Here is an 18012-nt window from a genome sequence, read left to right as displayed (position 1 = left end):
TCATCCCAACGCCCTGATGACGGCATCTGCCCTCGTGACGATCGCGACGTTCTGCATGGCGAAATTGATCGACGCGTGGTGCCAGTCGGCATTCATGGTCGAGCAGCAATCTTCGGGGACGATCATGAAGTAGCCCTTGTCCGCCCCGGTGCGGGCGGTGTGCTCGACCGACATGTTGGTCCAGGCGCCGGTGTTGATGATCATGTCGCGCCCGGTCGCCTTGAGGATTGTCTCCAGCCGCGTGCCCTCCCACGCGCTCATCCGCATCTTCTCGACGACGAAATCGCCGGGCCGGGGTTCGAGGCCGGAGACGGGCGCCGCGCCCCAGCTTCCGCGCACCATCGCCTTGCTGTCGACGAGGCCTTCGAACAGCGGTGCGTTCAGCGTGACGCCGGGCGCGCCCGGCTCGACGACAAACCAGACATGAATGATCGCAACGCCCCGTGCCCGCGCGGTCTCCGCGAGACGGCGGACATTCTCGACAACATGCTGCTGCTTCGCATGTCCCGGCGCACCGGAGTCGGCGAACGCGCCGCCGTCCATGACGACGTCGTTCTGGAGGTCCTGGATGATCATGGCACAGCGCTGCGGATCGAGCCGCATGTCGCCGTCAGCAAGGATAGGCGCCGCCGGCGAGGCGCTTGGCGTCGCGCCGCCGCCGCTTCGCCGGCCGCTCATGTAAGGTTCGTGCCGCGGACCGACCTTGGTCGGAATGGCATAGACCGAATGTGTCGAGGTCAGATAAAGCGTACGGAAATCCGGCCCGCCCCAGGCGAGGTTGGCGACCATCTCGGGCACGCGGACCTTGCCGAGCAGCTCGCCGCGCGGCGAATAGACCCAGACCCCGCCGGGCGCGGTGACCCAGACATTGCCGTGCTGGTCGCACTTCATGCCGTCGGGCAGGCCGGCCTCGAGCTCGGAGCGGATGCCGCCTGCGAACACCTGCGCATTCGACAGCGAGCCGTCGGCGTTGACGTCGAAGACGCGGATCAGCGCCTGCACGGTGTCGTTGACATAGAGCAGCTTCTCGTCCGGCGAGAAGCACAGCCCATTCGGCTGGTCGAACAGATTGCGCTCGACCACGAGCTTCGGTTCGCCGCCGGGCACGAGGCGATAGACGCCCTGGAAGCCGAGCTGACGCGGCCGCTCGACGCCATAGACCGGCATGCGGCCGTACCAGGGGTCGGAGAAATAGATCGCGCCGGAGGAGTGCACGCAGACGTCGTTCGGGCTGTTCAGCTCCTGGCCCTGGAAGTGCGAAGCCAGCACCTCGCGCCGCCCGTCCGGCCGCTCGCGGATCAGCGACGATGTCGCGTGCTCGCAGACGATCAGATTGAGCTCGGCATCATAGGTCATGCCGTTGCACTTGTTCGAGGGACGCTTGACCTCGACCACGCCGCGCCGCGCATCCCAGCGCCGGCGCACGTCACCCGGCATGTCCGAGAACAGCAGATAGTGATCGACCGGATGCCAGATCGGCCCCTCCGTGAAGTCAAAGCCGGTGCCGACCTGCGCGACCGGCGCATAGGGGTCGATCAGGGTTTCGAATTCGCTTCGCAAGGTGACGTGCGTCATCGGTCGATCCCCAAGATCATCTCAAGCCGGGAACCAGTTGCGTGCGGGCAGGGACTGCACGATCGGTCCGGGGACCTGATCGTGCAGGCGCCCGACGACGTTGCCGCCTTCGATCTTGGCGGGGCGGTCGTGCACCGGCAGCAGATAGCGCGAATTGCTCAGCAGCTTCTTGATCGAGGCCTTCTCGGCGCGCTTGCTGGTGCCGTGGTTGCCCGTCGTGCGCGGCTCCCAATCGTGGATCTCGTTGAAGGGCGTCACGATCTGGTCGTTGAAATCGTAGATCACGTCGCCGCAGATGGTCGCAATCCCGTCGGCCGTCTCGACGATGACGTTCATCGAGCCCTCGGTATGCGCATTGGCGGCGTCGCAATAGACGCCGGGCATCAGCTCGATCGGGCCGGTGATCTCGAGGTCGAGGAAGCGCAGCGCGCTCTTGGTGTGAAGCCGGTCGATCAGGTGCTTGATGTCGGGCGCCGGATACTGCGGATGCATCAGGCCGGAGACGGAATATTCGAGCTCCTTGCGGTTGAGCACGACGGTCGTGTTCATCGGGAACAGATCGTCCTTGCCGGCGTGGTCGATGTGCAGATGGGTGTGGCAGACGAAGCGGACGTCGCCCATGCGCACGCCGTGGCGCGCGAGCTGGTTCTCGATCATGTTCTCGTGGTACTGCAGCCCGCGCATGCCCAGCGTCTCCATGATCTGGTTGGAGCGGTAGCCGGTGTCGACCACGACCGGATATTTCCCCCCGAGGATCAGGAAGCCGAGGGTGAGGACGCGGCGGGTGCGACCGCAGTCGCGGCCGAGAACCAGAAAGCTCGATTCCAGCTCGATATCGCCATAGTCCAGGATCTTGATCTCCAGCGCCATTCGTTGCCCTCCCTCATCTGTTTCTTGTCTGTCAAAGCCGGTAGACGCGCGTCGCCGTAGTCCTGAAGATGGCGTCCTGCTGCTCCGCGCTGAACGGCGCTGCGGCCGTGCGAAAGGCGCCGACGAGCTCGCGATAGGTGGTCCACAATTTCTCGATCGGGAAATTGGAGCCGAACAGGCAGCGCTCGGCGCCAAAGATCGCGACGGTATCCGCGAGTACGGCAGCGATGTGTGCGGGATCGTTGCGATGGATGAAAGTGCCGAGCCCGGAGAGCTTTGAGACCACGTTCGGACAGGCCGCGAGCCGGGCCATGCCACCGCGCCAGGCGGCGCGACCGCCAGGCGAGAGATCCTCCAGCATGCCGGCATGCTGGAGGATGAAGGTCACGTCGGGGCAGGCCTCGGCCAGCGCTGCGGCGTCCGGCATCTGCGGGGTGAACACCTGCAGGTCGAAGCTCCAGCCATAGCCGGCAAGACGCGCGACGTTGCGGCGGATCATCGGATCGGCGCAGAGATCCGCCCGGGCCGCAAAGCGGTACAGCGGGTTCTCATGCCAGTGCAGCTGCATGCGCACGCCGCGCACCAGCCTGTAGCGCTTCAGGCGATCGAGCTGCGGCCGGACGTCGTCGACGGCGAAATTGGCATAGGCGACGATCGCGTGCGGCCAGCCGTGTTCGTCCGCAGTCTGCTGCACCCACGCGGCCTCGTCCTCGAAGCGGTCGTTGGCCCAGTTGGTCTGCACATAGACCGAGCGCGTGACGCCGGTGCCCTTGAGGTCGTCGAGATATTCCTGGATCGGGTAGTCGCGCCGGATCGGCTCGTAAGGTCCGAAGATGCGCGGCTGCATGGGGCCGATCAGCCACGGCAGGTCGGCCTGCCGCCAGATGTGATGATGGCCGTCGACAATATCGGTCACGCCGCTCTCCTTCGTCCCAGCGCCAGAATATGCGCGACGATCGACGCGCTCGAACCGCCATCCACGAGGTCGTCGACGAAGCGCTCGATGGCGACGAGCGCTTCGGTCTGCGGGCGGAAGCCGGGGCTTGTCGCCAGCGGCGTCAGCCAGCTCAAGCGCCAGGCCCGCCGCGACAATTTCGCGACGGCGTCGCGAAGTGCGTCGGTCTCGCCGCGCTCGAGTCCATCGGAGACGATGACCACGACGGCGCCACGGGCGTAGCCGCCGAAGCGGGGCACGGCGAGAAACGCCTGCAGCGCGTCGCCGATGCGGGTGCCGCCGTCCCAGTCGCTGACCAGGTGCGCGGCGGCGTTCATGGCCTGCTCGCGGCGCTTCAGCCGCAGCGGGCGGGTGATGCGGGTCAGCCGCGTGCCGAAGGTGAAGACCTCGACACCAGGCGCGGCCTGCACCAGCGCATGCGCGAGCTTCATGTTCTCCTCGGTGCGGCTCTTCATCGAGCCGGACACGTCGATCAGGAGCAGCATCTTGCGCGGACGCTGGCGCCGCTTCATGTGACGGAGCCGCAGGATCTCGCCGTCGCTGCGGACAGAGTCGCGTAAAGTGCGGCGGAGATCGGCAAACGATCCGCGACGTGCGCGCATGCGGCGATGGCCGCGCCGTCGCGGCAGGCGGCGCGGTGCCTCGCGCGCCAGGCGGCGTAGGGCGTCGGCGGTTGAGGTCATCCGAAAGTGGCGCTCGACCAGCGCCTCGCTTCGGCTCGCGGCGAGGCCTGACTCGTTGGCCTCGTCGGAGAGCAGGGGCGCCTCGTCGCCGCGGCCCTCCTCCTGGAGGCGGACTGTCTCGTCATCCTCGCCCTCGTCGTCTCGTGCGATGGCCTCGCTGCCGCGGAAGTGGAGATCGAACAGCCGGTCGAAGGTCGCGCGGCGTTCGGGCGGCGGAGCCAGCGTCGCCAGGGCGGCCTGCCTGACCTGCTCGATGTCGCGCGGGCCGAGCAGCTCGATCGCGGCGAGGAATGTCGTGGTTTGCTCCGGCGCCACCGCAAAGCCGTTCGCGCGCAGCAGCGGGACGAACGCGACGAACATGCGCGCGGCGCGCGGAAGCTGCGGCTCGGGGTTCATGCGGTCGCCTCCGCGAGCATGGCATCGAGCCGCGGCGAGATGAAATGCAGGTCCTCTTCGTCCTTCAGCGCCACGCCGATCGAGCGCTTGAACGCGTCCGGCCAGCGCGCGCCGCCCTTGTGCAGGAGCGTCGCGGCCTCGGCCCAGTCGACGGCCTCGGCAATGCCGGGCGCCTTGCTCAGGGGCTCGCGCCGCAATTTCTCGACGGCTGCGACGACGGCACGTGCCGTGGCTTCGGCGACGCTGGAGGCGCGCATCATGATGATCCGGGCCTCGCGCTCGGCGGTCGGATAGTCGATCCAGTGATAGACGCAGCGCCGGCGGAGGGCCTCATGCAGATCGCGCGTCCGGTTCGAGGTCAGCACGACCACAGGGCGTTCGGCCGCGCGCACCGTGCCGCGCTCGGGAATCGAGATCTGGAAGTCGGACAGGAACTCGAGCAGGAAGGCCTCGAACTCCTGGTCGGCGCGGTCGATTTCGTCGATCAGCAGCACGGTGGAATCGGGCGCGCGGAGCGCGGCCAGCATTGGCCGCTCGATCAGGAAGGTCTCGCCATAGATGTCGATGCTTTCGTCGCCGGCCTGGCGGATCGCCAGCATCTGGCGCGGGTAGTTCCACTCATAGAGTGCGGCGGAGGCGTCGATGCCCTCGTAGCATTGCAGGCGGATCAGGCGGCGGCCGAGCACGGCAGCGATCGCTTTTGCCGCCTCCGTCTTGCCGACGCCCGGCGCGCCTTCGAGCAGCAGGGGCTTGCCGAGCGCGAGGCCGAGATAGGCTGATGTCGCAAGGCCTTCGTCGGCGAGGTAATAGGCTGCCCGAAGCGCTCTCTCCAGCGCCTCGGGGCTGTCGATGCCGACGATGTTGCTGCGAACCGCCACGGCCGATCCTCTAACGCCGCGCCTGCGGCCGCGCGCCGCCCTGGGCCTTGATCGCGCGCAGCACCTTTTCGGGCGTGATCGGCAGGTCGTCGATGCGCACGCCGACGGCGTTGAAGATCGCATTCGCGACGGCCGGCAGCACCGGATTGGCGCACATCTCGCCGGGGCCCTTGGCGCCGAACGGACCGTCGGGAGCGGGGCGTTCCAGCACCGCGATATCGTGCGGGCAGATGTCGCCGGGGCCGGGCATCAGATATTCGACGAAGTCGCGGGGGCCGTGAACGGGATCGGGATAATAGGGCTCCGGGGTCTCGTAGAGCGCGTGGCTGACGCCCATCCAGGCGCCGCCGACCAGCTGCTGCTCGACCAGACGCGGGTTCAGCGCGCGACCGAGCTCATAGGCGGAATCCATCCGAACCATCGCGACATCGCCGGTCTCGTCGTCGACCTCGACCTCGGCGACGAGGCAGGCATGGGCGTAACAAGTTGCCGGCGACATCTCGCCGGTCTCCGGATTAACTTCGGAAAGGGGAACGAGAAAAATGCCGCGGCCCGAAATCGTCTTGCCCTGCTTGAACTGCGCGGCAATCGCGACATCCTTGGTCGAGATCGAGCGATGCGGCGCGCCCTTGACGTGGATATTGCCGCGGCCGTCAGTTTCGAGATCGGCGGCATTGACCTCAAGCTCCTCGGCCGCCGCCTCCATCATCACGCCGCGGGCCTCTCGCGCCGCAGCCATTACGGCGTTGCCGACCCGGTGGGTGCCGCGCGAGGCGAACGAGCCCATGCAGTGCGGGCCGGTGTCGGAATCCGCCGTGTCGACATAGACGTCCTCGACCGGCACGCCCAGCGTCTCGGCGCAGATCTGCCGCGTCACCGACTTCATGCCCTGGCCGAGGTCGATCGACGACAGCGCCACTGTGAATTTGCCGCTGGGATTGGAGTGAACCAGGGCCTGGCTCGGGTCGCCGCCAAGGTTCATGCCGATGGGATAATTGATCGACGCCATGCCGCGTCCGCGATGCCTGGTCATATCAGCGTCTCCTGGTGCCGAACACCGACGAGAACCGTGTTGCGCCATGCGATGGCGCGGCCGGGCGCGGCGGGGGAGGCGGCGGCGTCGGCGGAGGCGGATCGCGCGGCGGCTCCCGTGTCGCGGTCACCGGCGCGCGGTCATAGCTCGTGCGCTGCTGTGCAGGCGCAGCCGGACGCGCGCGCGACTCCGTTGGCGTCGGCGGGATCGCGGCGCGGCTGCCGCCGCCGTCCTTGCGCGAGGAGGCGCGCTTGAACTCGTCGCGGATCGGCCATTTGGCCTTCTCGGCCGCGACCTGAACGCATTCGATCAGCGCGGTGTTCTTGGCCTCGCGCCGGTGCGCCTTCATGTCGCCGTCGCGATAGGCGTTGAGAATGCGAAACTCCATCGGGTCCATGCCGACGAGGTTTGCGAGCTTGTCCATCTGGCATTCGATCGCAAAGTCCATCGCGGTGACGCCGAAGCCGCGCATGGCGGTCGCGGGCGTCCGATTGGTGAAGACGCAATAGACGTCGCCATAGACGTTCGGGATGGTGTAGGGGCCGGGCAGGTGGGCGGCGCATTTCACCGCGGCATAGCTCGACAGCCGCGTATAGGCGCCGCTGTCGAAATAGGCGCGGATCTTGCGGGCGACGACGCGGCCGTCGCGCATCACGCCGTCCTTGATGTAGATGCGTTCGGCGCCGCGCGGCGGACCGTACTGCATCTCCTCCTCGCGCCCGAATACGTAGCGGACGGGCCGTCCCGTCAGCATGGCGCCGAGGATCGCGAGCGGCTCAGTCAAGGTGTCGACCTTGCCGCCGAAGCCGCCGCCGACGGTACCGCCGATGAAGTGGAACGTGTTGGAGGGCACGTCCAGAATCTTGGCGCAGGTGTCCACCGAGAAGAACAGCGCCTGGGTCGAGGTGTAGACGACGTAGCGGCCATTGGTGTCGGGCGCCGCAATCGCGCCGTTGGTCTCAGTGGGGGCGTGCTCGATCGGCGACATCTGATAGCGCTGCTCCAGCACGTGGTCGGCGCTCGCGAGCGCCGCGTCGGCATCGCCGAAGCGCAGGCGCTGGTGGTCGTAGACGTCGTGATAGATGAAGGCGTTCTTCGGATAGGTCTCGTTGACCACGGGCGCGCCGGGCTTCAGCGCGTCCTCGACATCGAACACAGCCGGGAGTGGCTCGTAATCGACCTTGACCTTCGCGATCGCCTCGAACGCCTCACGCTCGCTGTCGGCGACGATGGCGAGGATCGGCTCGCCCTTGTAGCGGACCTTGTCGACAGCCAGCGACGGCTCGTCATCCTTGCCGAAGTTGATCAGGCTGAGAAGCGTGTTCAGATTAACCGGCACATCAGTGCCGCGGATGATGCGGCGTACGCCGGCCGAACGTTCGGCCTCGGTGGTATCGATGCGACGGATCCTTGCATGGGCCTGCGTCGAGCGTACGACCTTCAGGTGCAGCATGCCTTGCAGCTTGTGATCGTTGAAGTAGCTCGACGTGCCCGTGACATGACCGAGCATATCCTGACGCTGGGTGCCCTTGCCGATTTCCTTGAGGTTATCGTCGCGCTCGTCGGCGAAGATGTCCTTGCGCAGTTCCAGCATGATCTACCTCAGGCGCTGACCCGGCCGCTCGCGGCGGCAAGGATGGCATTGATGATCGGCTCATAGCCGGTGCAGCGGCAGATGTTGCCGGAGATGGCCTCAATGACCTCGTCGCGGCTCGGCGAGGGATTGCGGTCGAGCAGCGCCTTGGCGGCCATCAGCATGCCTGGGGTGCAATAGCCGCACTGGGCCGCGAAATGGTCGGCGAAGGCGCGCTGCAGCGGGTGCAGGTTCGGGCCCTGCTTCATGCCGTCGAGCGTCTCGATGGAACGGCCGGCCACCGTCTCCGCCAGCGTCAGGCAGGAAAGATGAAGCTCGCCATCGATCAACACACTGCAAGTGCCGCAGCCGCCCTGGCCACAGCCGAATTTTGGCGTCATGTCGCCGATCAGCTCGCGCAGCGCCACCAGGAGATTGGTGCCGCCGTCGACGAAGATCGCGACATCGCGGCCGTTGTGACGAAACTGCAGGGGGATTTTTGACATGGCGATCTATTCCTGGCCTGACAGCAGGCGCCGCAGATGCACGCCGACGATCTCGCGGCGATACCAGGCGCTGCCGAGCGCGTTGTCGGATGGCGATGTTCCCTCTGTCGCCGCGGATGCGGCGGCCGCGATGGTCGCGGCATCGAGCGAGCGGCCCTCCAGCGCGCGCTCGGCGGCACGGGCGCGGATCTGGGTCGGCGCCATCGATCCCAGCGCGATCCGGGCGCCCGCAATCCGTCCGCCGCTGATCGGCAGATGCGCGGCGAGCGTGACGACCGAGCCGCCCTTCGGCTTGATGCGCGCGATCTTGCGGTAGCGGAATGCGTCGCTGCTCGCTGGCCGGGTGCAGGAGACCGACAGCACCAGGGTTCCGGCCTGCCGTTCGCGCGCCTGCAGTAACTCTTCGATCGGGATATCGCGCGCGCCAAAGCCGCCCGCGACGGCGACGGTCGCGTCGAGCGCCAGCAGCGCCACGGTGAAATCGCCGTAAGGACTCGGCGCGAAAAGATTGCCGCCGACCGTGCCCATGTTGCGCACGGCGGGACCGCCGATCGAACGGGCGGGCGCGTGCAGGAAGGCAAGGTCCCGTTCGGCAAGGATGCGCGCGAAGGTGACGCCTGCGCCGAGCGTAATGCGCGGCCCCGAGGCGTCGATCCGGGTCAGCGCCTGGTCCTGGGCGCGGACCACGGTCGAGATCGCGACATCGCCTTCGTTCAGCGCGCGCATCACCAGCGTGCCGCCGCCGAGATACCGCGCGGTGCGGTCCGAGGACAATGCTCCCGCCGCCTCGCTGGCGCTTCCAAACGTCTTCACTGTCACGGCCATGACTATGCGGCCTCCCTCAGATGCCGGCGGATCGCCTCGAACCCGGCCTGGTAAATGTCTTCCGCGACCATGTGGGTGATGCGGTCGCGATCTTCCGGCTTGGTGGTGAAGCGGGACTCCCAGTGCCAGAAGGTGCGGTCGCCGTCGGTGACCGGCAGCAGCCGGACATGGGCGACGTAGTTGAACATCGGCACCGGCGTATCGAGCAGGCAATAGCTGAAGGACTGTTCCAGGTCCGACAGTGCCAGCAATTGCTCGCGCAGCTCGGAGCCGTCGTTGAGCTTGAACCGCCTGATGCAACCGATCTTGTCGGAAGACTGCGCGCGCTCGATCGAGGACGTCGCGACAACCGGATGCCAACGATCGTGTCCGTTGAAATCGCGCAGCACGGTCCACACCGCATCGGTCGGTGCGTCCAGGATCGTGCTCTTGACGACATGCGGCACGGTCAGCCTCCGAACACGCGCTTGAGCGCATCAAATCCGCCCTGGAATACGCCGCCGCCGATATTGCTGACGAGCTCGGTCTCGCGCTCCGGCGCGCAATCGAATTCGGCGGTCCATTCCATGAAGGTCTGGTCGCCGTCGGTGACGGGGGTCAGCCGCAGGGTTGCGACATAGTTCTCGACGCCCATCGGAGATTCCAGGATCGAATAGGTGCAGAACATGTCGTAGTCGGAGAGGCCGAGCAGCTTCTCGCGGATGCGGTCGCCGTTGCGCAGGCGGAAATCCCTGACGCAGCCGATCTTGTCGGCGGGCTCGCCGCCCTCGATGCGGCTTTCGGCGATGGCCGGATGCCAGTTCGGCAGGCCGTTGAAATCGCGCACCCGCGCCCAGACGCGGTCGTTGCGGGCATTGACGACAGTGGAGACGTAGACGCGGGCCATGGCGCGACCTCAGCTCTTCTTCCGCGGCCCGCGCTCGGCCGGCGGCTCGCCGCCCTCGGCCGCGGGCGGGGCGGCCGCCGGCTTGTCGCCGCCACCTCCGCCACCACCGCTCTTGCGGGCGGACTCCTTGATGCCCTGCATGTCACGCGCCTCTCGGATCAGGCCCGGCATCTTGGCGAGGCTGCCGCCTTCGACGCCGATGTCGGAAAGGATGGAATCGATCAGCGGTGCCTGGACGCGGTAGCGCAGGGCGGAATCGATCACCTCGTCGGTGGCGCTGCGGCCGCCATTGCCACCATGGCCGTTGCCGTTGAGGCCATCGACCTGGAGGATGCGGATGCCCTCGATCTTCTCCATCGGCTTGACGCTCTCGCGGACGATGCCCTCGATCCGGTCGAGCAGCTTGCGGCGGAACAGCGAGTAGCGCGCCTGATCGGTCAGCACGTTCTCGGCCTCATTCAGCATCCGCTGCGCTTCCGCCTCGACGGCCGCGCGCACGCGCTCAGCTTCCGCGGCGATCCGGGTCTCCTCGGCCTGTTTCTCGGCGAGCAGCACCTCGACCGTCTTGCGCCGTTTGGCGATCTCGCTCTCGCGCGCGGTGATGACGCGCTCGGTGGCTTCGGTCGCGCGCATCCGCGCTTCCTCGGCGGCAGCGCGGGCCGCGGACTCTTCCAGCGATTTCTGATGGATGGCGATGGCCTTTTCCATCAGCACAGTCTCGACGTCCTTTTCGCGGTTGACCTCGAGCTTGCGTAGCTCGCGCTCGCGGCCGACGCGGGCTTCGTCGAGGCCGCGATCGGATGCAATGCGCGCGCGCTCGACCTCCTCGCGGGAGGCGATTTCGGCTTCCTGCAGCGACTGCACGCGGGCGACCTCGAGCTGCTCGATGGCGCGGCGGCGCTCGATGCGGGCGGCCTCCAGCGCCTGCTCGCGCGAGACGTCGGTGGTCTCGACCTCCTTGCGCGCGACGATCTCGGCTTGCCGGACCTGGCGATCGGCATCGATCCGCTCGGACTTCTTGGTCGACAGCGCGATAACGCGGTCCTCGTCGGCGATCTCGATCGCCTTCTTCTGCTCGATGTTGAGAACTTCGCGCTTCTTCGACGAGTTGATGCGCTCGGCCTCCAGCGCCAGGTCGACCGTGATGCGCTGGCGCTCGATGGCGTCGCGCCGCTTGAGCTCGGCCGCCTCCAGCACGCCGGTGCGCTCGATTTCGAGCGAACGGGTGTCGCGCTCGGCCTGGATCCGCTCGGCCGCGACCGCCTTCTCCTGGGCGATGCGGGCCGCCTCGATCGCCTCGCGCGAGGCGATGTCGGCCTCCTCGACGGCGCGGTTGCGGGCGATCTCCAGCGAGCGCACGCGCTCCTCCTGGGCGATCCGGCTGGCCTCCGTGGTCTCGCGCGCCGCAATGCCGGCGACGTCGAGTGCCTGGTTGCGTTCGATCTCCAGCTGCCGCGTGTTCTGCTCGGCGGCGATGCGTTCGGCGGCGAGCGTCCGCTCCCGGGCGATGCGGGCGGCCTCGACCGCGCGCTGGGCCTCGATCTCGGCCTCCTGGATGGTGCGCACCTGCTGGATCTCCAGCGCGCGGGTGCGCTCGTCGGAAGAGATACGCTCGACATTGACGATCAGCGTCTGGGCGATGCGGGCTTTCTCGGTCGCCTCGCGGGCAGCGATCTCGGCCTCGTCGACGGCACGCGTGCGCTCGATCTCGCGGCGCCTGGTTTCCTCCTCGTTGGCGATGCGGGCGTCGGTGACGACGCGATCCTGCTGGATCCGCGCCTTCTCGATGGCTTCACGCGCCGCGATCTCTGCTTCCTCGACCGTGCGCATCCGCTCGATCTCACGCTGGCGCACGTCGCGCTCGGATGCGATGCGGGTGGTGTCGATCGAGCGCTGGTTGGCGATCCTGGTCTTCTCGATCTCCTCGCGCGCCAGCAGCTCCTTCTCCTCGATGGTGCGGGTCCGCTCGATCTCCTTCTGGCGGGTTTCGCGCTCCGAGGCGATGCGGGCTTCCGCGATCGCCTGGTCGTTGGCGATGCGGGCGCGCTCGATGGCCTCGCGCGCGGAGATCTGCGCCTGCTCGGCCTCGGTTTCGCGCAGCGCCCGTTCGCGGGCCACTTCCGTGCGCTGAAGCGCACGGCGCATCTCGATGTCGCGTTCCTGCTCCAGGCGTGCTGTCTCGCTCTCGCGCTCGATCTCCAGCGCCTGCCGCTCGGCCTCCAGATTGCGCGCGCGGATCTTGATCATCGAATCCTGCTCGATGTCGTTGCGCAGCTTCCGCTTGGCCTCGATGTCCTGCATCAGCTGGGTCAGGCCTTCGGCGTCGAACCGGTTCGACGGGTTGAAGAATTCGAGATCGGTCTGGTCGAGATCGGTGATGGCGACCGATTCCAGCTCGAGGCCGTTCTGGGCGAGGGCTTCGGCCGCGTTGGTCTTGACTCGCACGACATAGTCGCCGCGCCGCTCGTGCATCTCCTCCATGGTCATCTCGGAGGCGACCGAACGGATCGCGGAGATGAACTTGCCGGCCAGCAGCGCATGGAGCTGCCCGGGCTCCATGGTGCGGCGGCCGAGCGTGGCAGCCGCGATCGAGACGGCCTCGCGGGTCGGCTGCACCCGGACATAGAAATCGGCTTCGATGTCGACGCGCATGCGGTCGCGGGTGATCACGGCGTCCTGCCTGGAGCGGACGATGCCCATCGGCAGCACGTTCATGTTGACGGGCGTGTAATCGTGGATGAACGGCAGCACGAACGCGCCGCCATTGATCACCACGCGCTCGCCGAGGAAGCCGGTCCGGACGAACGAGGTCTCCTTGGAGGAGCGATGGTAGAGCCAGTTCACAATATAGACGCCGACCACGATCACGACGATTGCGACGATCAGCCAGAGGATCAATTCACCGACCAACATCCCCGACATCTTTTCCTCCCTCGAACTTTCAGGCGTTACCGCGCGCCGATCGCCTTGAATTGACGTACCTGCTCCGTCAGCGCCCGCTCCACGGGAAGCCGCTCCATCGAGGAGGCCCCGTAGAAGCCGTGGCAATGGCGGGTGTTCTTCATGATGAAATCGGCATCGGCGGGATCAGCGATCGGGCCGCCATGCGCCAGCACCAGGATATCCGGGTTGACGCTGAGCGCGGCGGAGGCCCAGGTGTCGATCTGCGCCGGACAATCCTTCAGCCTCAACGCGGTCTGCGCGCCGATCGACCCGCCGGTCGTCAGCCCCATGTGGCAGACGACGATGTCGGCGCCGGCGATCGCCATCGCGGCCGCTTCCTTCTCGCTGAACACATAGGGCGTCGTCAGCATGTCCTTGTCGTGCGCCTTGGCGATCATGTCGATCTCGAGCGCGTAGGACATCCCGGTCTCTTCGAGATTGGCGCGGAAGGTGCCGTCGATCAGGCCGACGGTCGGAAAGTTCTGCACGCCGGCGAAGCCAAGCGCCTTCAGCTGGTCGAGAAACGCGTCCATGTCGCGGAACGGATCGGTGCCGTTGACGCCCGCGAGCACCGGCGTCCGGGTGACCACGGGCAGCACTTCGCCGGCCATCTCCAGCACGATGGCGTTGGCGTCGCCGTAAGCCATCAGGCCCGCGAGCGAGCCGCGCCCGGCCATGCGGTAGCGTCCGGAATTGTAGATCACGATGAGATCGACGCCGCCGGCCTCCTCGCATTTGGCTGACAGCCCGGTGCCGGCGCCGCCGCCGACGATCGGCTCGCCGCGCTTCGCCATCTCGCGGAACCGCCTCAGGAGTGCTGCGCGTTCAAACCTTGGCATCGCTCACCTCGCTAGTCTCCGCCGCGCGCCGGCGCGGCCGAACAGGGTTCGGAACGCACCGACGATGGCGGCGGCGAAGTCGGGATCGTTGATGTTCTTGGGCGTGCGGATGAGCTGCCGATTGCCGGTCTGCCGCACGGTGCGCTCCAGCGTGCGGAACAGCGCGGCATCGGCGTCCGGATCCCAGAACGGCTGGCCCCGCGCATCGAGTGCGGAGACGCCGCCCTCGGGCAGGAAGAAGCGCACCGGGCCGTCCATCTGGTTGAGGCGCTCGCCGATCCACCGGCCGATGCGCTCGTTCTCTTCCACGCTCGTCCGCATCAGCGTCACCTGCGGATTGTGGACGTGGAATTTGCGGCCGCGGTAGCGCTCGGGAATGGTGTCGGGCGCGCCGAAATTGACCATGTCGAGTGCGCCGACCGAGCCGACATAGGGGACGCGCGTGCGGATGATCGCACCGAAGCGATCCTCGGTTGCCGGAAACACGCCGCCCATCAGGAGATCGCAGACCTCCGTTGTGGTGAGGTCGATGACGCCGGCGAGCTGGCCGGATTCGACGAGTTTCTCCATGGAGCGGCCGCCGACGCCGGTGGCATGGAAGACCAGGCACTCGAAATCGTCGCGCAGCTCGGCGGCGATCTTCTGCACCGCCGGCGTCGTCACGCCGAACATGGTGATGCCGACCGCAGGCAGGCCGCCGGCCTCCCGCGCCGTCGCGGCCCGCACATCCAGCCGCGCCTTGACCATGCCGGCGAGCGCATTGGCACCGTTGGCGAGCACCGCGCGCGAGATAGAGTTCAGCCCCTGCACGTCGGTGACCGAGTGCATCATCGTGATGTCGGCCGGACCGACATAGGGCCCGACATCGCCGGCGGCGACGGAGGAGATGATCAGCTTCGGCACGCCGACGGGAAGCGCGCGCATGCCCGGGGCAACCACCGACGCCGCGCCCGAGCCGCCGGCCGAGATCACGCCGGCGACATTGCCCTGGCGCCGCAGCCAGCTGGCGAACGCGTCGGCCATCGCGGTCACGGCAGCGCCGCGGTCGGGGCCGAACACCGCGGCACCGCCGCGGCCGTGGTTGAGCGCGATCTCCTGCGCGGAGACATCGCAACTGGAATGCTTGCCGCTGGTCGAGACGTCGACCAGCCGCGTGCGCAGGCCGGTTTCGGCGATGATGTCGCGGATGAAGCGCAGCTCGAGGCCCTTGGTGTCGAGCGTGCCGACGACCAGCACGACGGGCGGGCCGGCGGTCTGCGCCGCCAGCGGCTCGCGCTTGCGCCGGGCCGTCTCGTCGAGCCGCGCGACCTGGGTCGAGAGTGTGCGCGCCGCCGCCTCGATGCGGGCGATCGGCACCGGCTGCGACCATCGCGTCGGCAGCGTTGGGTTGGAGACGTAGATGCGGATCGGCCCGTCGCGGCGCGGCGCCGGCACCGGATTTACTGAGATCTCGAGATCCGGCTCGAGCTCGGCGTGGAGCCCGACGCCGAGCAGGCGCTGCTGGAGCTCGCGGTCGGCGGCGAGCCGCGCGGAGTCGATGATGCGATTGATGCGGCCATTGACCATGATCGCGACGTTGCGCGAGATCGCGGTGGCGACGCCGATGTTCTGCTCGATCACCAGCACGGACATGTCGCCGTCCTCACCGAGCCGCAGCAGCATCTCCTCGACCTGCGCCACGATGACGGGCGCAAGTCCCTCGGTCGGCTCGTCCATGATCAACAAATGCGGATTGGTGAGCAGCGCGCGCGAGATCGCCAGCATCTGCTGCTCGCCGCCGGAGAGCTGGCCACCGCCGTGATCTTTGCGCTCGGCGAGGCGCGGGAAGGTGTCGTAGATGCGCTCGACCGTCCATGCTCCGGAGCGCATGCCGCCGGCCAGCCGCAAATGCTCGTCGACGCTGAGCGAGCGCCACAGGCGGCGGCCCTGCGGCACGTAGCCGACGCCGAGCCGCGCAATCTGGGCGGAAGGCCGCCGCGTGATGTCCTCGCCGCGAACCCGGATCGATCCGCCGCTGACGCCGACCAGTCCCATGATCGCCTTGCACAGCGTGGTCTTGCCCATGCCGTTGCGGCCGACGACGGAGAACACGCCGCTCTCCAGCGTCAGGTCGACGCCTTGCAGGGCGTGCGAGTGACCGTAATAGACGTCGAGCCCGCGGACCTCGAGCGCGGCGGCGGAGCGGCGGGCCTCATTCATGGCCGCCTCCGAGATAAAGCTCCTGCACCTCGGGGTCGGACTGGATCTCTTCCGGCAGGCCTTCCTTGAAGATGCGGCCGTTGTGCATCATCGTGACGCTCTCGACGACGCGCAAGGCGACGTCCATGTCGTGCTCGATGATGATGTAGCCGATATGCGCCGGCAGCGAGGTCAGGATCTCGATCAGCTCGGCCCGCTCGGTCGGCGACAGGCCCGCGGCCGGCTCGTCGAACAGCACGAAGCGCGGGGCGCCGGCGAGCGCGAGCGCGATCTCGAGCTGGCGCTGCTGGCCGTGCGCGAGCTCGGCGACGCGCTGGTCCTTTACGGCGGCCAGATGCACGGCCTGGACGAGGTTGTCGGCCGCATGCATCAGGGCATCGTTCTGTCCCGGCCGCAGAAACGAGAACCGTCCGCGCGAGACGCCGCGGCAGGCGAGATAGACATTGTCCTGCACGGTGAGGCCGGGGAACAACGCTGAGATCTGGTAGGTCCGGCGCAGCCCGCGGCGGATGCGTTCATAGGGCGGGAAGTGGGTGACGTCCTCGCCGAAGAAGCGGATGGTGCCGGAGGAGGGCGCGAAGTCGCCGGTGATGCAGTTGAACAGCGTGGTCTTGCCGGCGCCGTTGGAGCCGAGCACGGCGCGGCGTTCGCCGGGGCGCACGGTGATGGTGACGTCGGTCAGCGCCGCGAGCGCGCCAAACAGCCTTGTCACGCCGCGCAGCTCCAGCGCGGCACCGGCGCCGACGGCCGAGAGGCGCTGCGCGACGCTATCCATGACCGCGTCCTCCGCTTTGGCGGTCGGTGCGGGGGCGTTGGCTCTGGCGCCAGCGCTGCCATAGGCCGATGACGCCGTCCGAGGACCAGAACACGATGGCGAGGAACCCGAGCCCGATCAGCAGCCGGAAGCGGTTGCCGTCGAGGCCGAGCCTGACCAGGAAGTCGAGCGCGAAGGTGCGCAGCAGCACGAAGATCAGCGCGCCGATGAAGGGGCCGATCGGACGCGTGATGCCGCCGACGACGGCGATGATCAGCACGTCGATGCAGGCCCCGACGCTGACCGAGCCCGGCGAGATCTGGCGGTAGTTCCAGACCTGGAGCACGCCGGCAAGTGCGGCCACGAAGGAGGCGAAGGCATAGGCGGCGACACGGTGCGCATTGACGTTGAAGCCGAGCGCCGCCATGCGGCGCGGATTGTCGCGTACGCCCTGCAGCGCTAGGCCGAAGGGGGCACGCGAGATATATTCGACGGCGAAGTAGCAGAGCGCGGCAACCGCGAGTACGACATAATAGAAGGGAATGTCGGCGCGCCAGTTCACGCCCCAGAAGTGCGGCGTGGCCACGGTGTTGATGCCGGTATGGCCGTTGAAGATCGCCCAGTTCTGGTTGGTGAAATAATAGAAGGCAGCTCCAATCGCGAGCGTGATCATGATGGTGTAGATGCCTTCGGTGCGCACCGCGAGCGCACCGCCGAGCGTGCCGAAGGCGGTCGCCAGCGCCAGCGCCATGGGCACCGCGAGCCACCACGGCCAGCCCAGGCTGATATTGGCGTTGCCGCTGACGCCGAACACGGCGACCATGTAGGCCGAGAAACCCGCGATGGTGAGCTGCATCAGGCTGACCATGCCGCCATAGCCGGCGAGGAACATCAGGCTGAGCGCCATGATGCCGAGGATCAGCGTGGTCGCGAAGATCTCGATCAGGAAGAAGCCGCTCGCGATCAGCGGCATGATCAGGAGAATGATCGCGACGATCCAGGCGGCGGGATTGTTGATCTCCGGCCATGTCCGCGCGGGGCGCTGCGCTGCATCGGCGGGACGAACGGCAATGCGGGCATCGTGGGTGAGCGACATG

The 18012-nt window shown here is 67.5% G+C and carries 16 protein-coding genes; all 16 read right to left on the bottom strand.

From position 1 onward, the window contains the following. The 16 genes from GGD62_RS34525 to GGD62_RS34450 are packed head-to-tail and all read right to left on the bottom strand — an operon-like array spanning position 1 to position 18011. Entirely contained in the window at positions 1-1575 is a 1575-nt protein-coding gene (locus tag GGD62_RS34525; RefSeq protein ID WP_183712765.1) for an isochorismatase family protein, read from the bottom strand. A 21-nt stretch (positions 1576-1596) separates the two neighbouring features. Continuing rightward, on the bottom strand, positions 1597-2445 hold the full coding sequence (locus GGD62_RS34520; protein ID WP_018318076.1) for an N-acyl homoserine lactonase family protein: 849 nt from the start codon (positions 2443-2445) through the stop codon (positions 1597-1599). A gap of 31 nt (positions 2446-2476) precedes the next feature. Continuing rightward, entirely contained in the window at positions 2477-3361 is an 885-nt protein-coding gene (locus GGD62_RS34515) for an amidohydrolase (RefSeq protein WP_183712762.1), read from the bottom strand. Continuing rightward, entirely contained in the window at positions 3358-4479 is a 1122-nt protein-coding gene (locus GGD62_RS34510) for a VWA domain-containing protein (protein ID WP_183712759.1), read from the bottom strand. Before GGD62_RS34510 ends, GGD62_RS34515 begins: the two co-directional genes overlap by 4 nt. Next, positions 4476-5357, bottom strand: a complete 882-nt coding sequence (locus GGD62_RS34505; protein WP_018318073.1) for a MoxR family ATPase — start codon at positions 5355-5357, stop codon at positions 4476-4478. The genes GGD62_RS34510 and GGD62_RS34505 overlap by 4 nt, the downstream gene beginning before the upstream one ends. A 10-nt stretch (positions 5358-5367) precedes the next feature. Beyond that, positions 5368-6390, bottom strand: coding sequence for a xanthine dehydrogenase family protein molybdopterin-binding subunit (locus tag GGD62_RS34500; protein ID WP_246800384.1), 1023 nt, complete (start codon positions 6388-6390; stop codon positions 5368-5370). A gap of 1 nt (position 6391) precedes the next feature. Next, on the bottom strand, positions 6392-7984 hold the full coding sequence (locus GGD62_RS34495) for a xanthine dehydrogenase family protein molybdopterin-binding subunit (protein ID WP_183712753.1): 1593 nt from the start codon (positions 7982-7984) through the stop codon (positions 6392-6394). Between the two features lie 8 nt (positions 7985-7992). Then, entirely contained in the window at positions 7993-8469 is a 477-nt protein-coding gene (locus GGD62_RS34490; RefSeq protein ID WP_028143768.1) for a (2Fe-2S)-binding protein, read from the bottom strand. A 6-nt stretch (positions 8470-8475) separates the two neighbouring features. Then, a complete protein-coding gene (locus GGD62_RS34485) occupies positions 8476-9294 on the bottom strand; it encodes a xanthine dehydrogenase family protein subunit M (RefSeq protein ID WP_183712750.1) in 819 nt (272 codons plus the stop codon). A gap of 2 nt (positions 9295-9296) precedes the next feature. After that, positions 9297-9740 carry an SRPBCC family protein gene (locus tag GGD62_RS34480; protein ID WP_092253134.1) on the bottom strand — a complete coding sequence of 148 codons (444 nt, stop codon included), beginning with the start codon at positions 9738-9740 and terminating at the stop codon, positions 9297-9299. A gap of 2 nt (positions 9741-9742) precedes the next feature. Further along, positions 9743-10180, bottom strand: coding sequence for an SRPBCC family protein (locus tag GGD62_RS34475; RefSeq protein ID WP_018318067.1), 438 nt, complete (start codon positions 10178-10180; stop codon positions 9743-9745). Positions 10181-10189: 9 nt separating this feature from the next. After that, the gene (locus GGD62_RS34470; RefSeq protein WP_183712747.1) at positions 10190-13102 is read right to left on the bottom strand and encodes a flotillin family protein; all 2913 of its coding nucleotides are present in this window, start codon (positions 13100-13102) and stop codon (positions 10190-10192) included. A gap of 26 nt (positions 13103-13128) precedes the next feature. Further along, the gene (locus GGD62_RS34465) at positions 13129-13962 is read right to left on the bottom strand and encodes a phosphoenolpyruvate hydrolase family protein (protein WP_104463699.1); all 834 of its coding nucleotides are present in this window, start codon (positions 13960-13962) and stop codon (positions 13129-13131) included. 3 nt (positions 13963-13965) lie between these two features. Beyond that, positions 13966-16161, bottom strand: coding sequence for an ABC transporter permease (locus GGD62_RS34460; protein WP_183712745.1), 2196 nt, complete (start codon positions 16159-16161; stop codon positions 13966-13968). Further along, positions 16154-16936 carry an ABC transporter ATP-binding protein gene (locus GGD62_RS34455; RefSeq protein ID WP_018318063.1) on the bottom strand — a complete coding sequence of 261 codons (783 nt, stop codon included), beginning with the start codon at positions 16934-16936 and terminating at the stop codon, positions 16154-16156. Before GGD62_RS34455 ends, GGD62_RS34460 begins: the two co-directional genes overlap by 8 nt. Continuing rightward, a complete protein-coding gene (locus tag GGD62_RS34450; protein WP_183712743.1) occupies positions 16929-18011 on the bottom strand; it encodes a branched-chain amino acid ABC transporter permease in 1083 nt (360 codons plus the stop codon). Before GGD62_RS34450 ends, GGD62_RS34455 begins: the two co-directional genes overlap by 8 nt. Position 18012: the final 1 nt, after the last annotated feature.

The organism is Bradyrhizobium sp. ERR14, from assembly GCF_014198235.1.
Taxonomy (GTDB): domain Bacteria; phylum Pseudomonadota; class Alphaproteobacteria; order Rhizobiales; family Xanthobacteraceae; genus Bradyrhizobium.
Note: the sequence above shows the minus strand (reverse complement) of the source record. Positions and strands in the feature narration are given on the sequence as shown.

Bases quoted from the DNA above. Each gene is read 5' to 3' on its own strand.
- GGD62_RS34475 (WP_018318067.1), bottom strand. From the start codon at position 10,180: ATGGCCCGCGTCTACGTCTCCACTGTCGTCAATGCCCGCAACGACCGC.
- GGD62_RS34510 (WP_183712759.1), bottom strand. From the start codon at position 4,479: ATGAACCCCGAGCCGCAGCTTCCGCGCGCCGCGCGCATGTTCGTCGCG.
- GGD62_RS34465 (WP_104463699.1), bottom strand. From the start codon at position 13,962: ATGCCAAGGTTTGAACGCGCAGCACTCCTGAGGCGGTTCCGCGAGATG.
- GGD62_RS34450 (WP_183712743.1), bottom strand. From the start codon at position 18,011: ATGTCGCTCACCCACGATGCCCGCATTGCCGTTCGTCCCGCCGATGCA.
- GGD62_RS34485 (WP_183712750.1), bottom strand. From the start codon at position 9,294: ATGGCCGTGACAGTGAAGACGTTTGGAAGCGCCAGCGAGGCGGCGGGA.
- GGD62_RS34460 (WP_183712745.1), bottom strand. From the start codon at position 16,161: ATGAATGAGGCCCGCCGCTCCGCCGCCGCGCTCGAGGTCCGCGGGCTC.
- GGD62_RS34470 (WP_183712747.1), bottom strand. From the start codon at position 13,102: ATGTCGGGGATGTTGGTCGGTGAATTGATCCTCTGGCTGATCGTCGCA.
- GGD62_RS34495 (WP_183712753.1), bottom strand. From the start codon at position 7,984: ATGCTGGAACTGCGCAAGGACATCTTCGCCGACGAGCGCGACGATAAC.
- GGD62_RS34525 (WP_183712765.1), bottom strand. From the start codon at position 1,575: ATGACGCACGTCACCTTGCGAAGCGAATTCGAAACCCTGATCGACCCC.
- GGD62_RS34490 (WP_028143768.1), bottom strand. From the start codon at position 8,469: ATGTCAAAAATCCCCCTGCAGTTTCGTCACAACGGCCGCGATGTCGCG.
- GGD62_RS34520 (WP_018318076.1), bottom strand. From the start codon at position 2,445: ATGGCGCTGGAGATCAAGATCCTGGACTATGGCGATATCGAGCTGGAA.
- GGD62_RS34500 (WP_246800384.1), bottom strand. From the start codon at position 6,390: ATGACCAGGCATCGCGGACGCGGCATGGCGTCGATCAATTATCCCATC.
- GGD62_RS34455 (WP_018318063.1), bottom strand. From the start codon at position 16,936: ATGGATAGCGTCGCGCAGCGCCTCTCGGCCGTCGGCGCCGGTGCCGCG.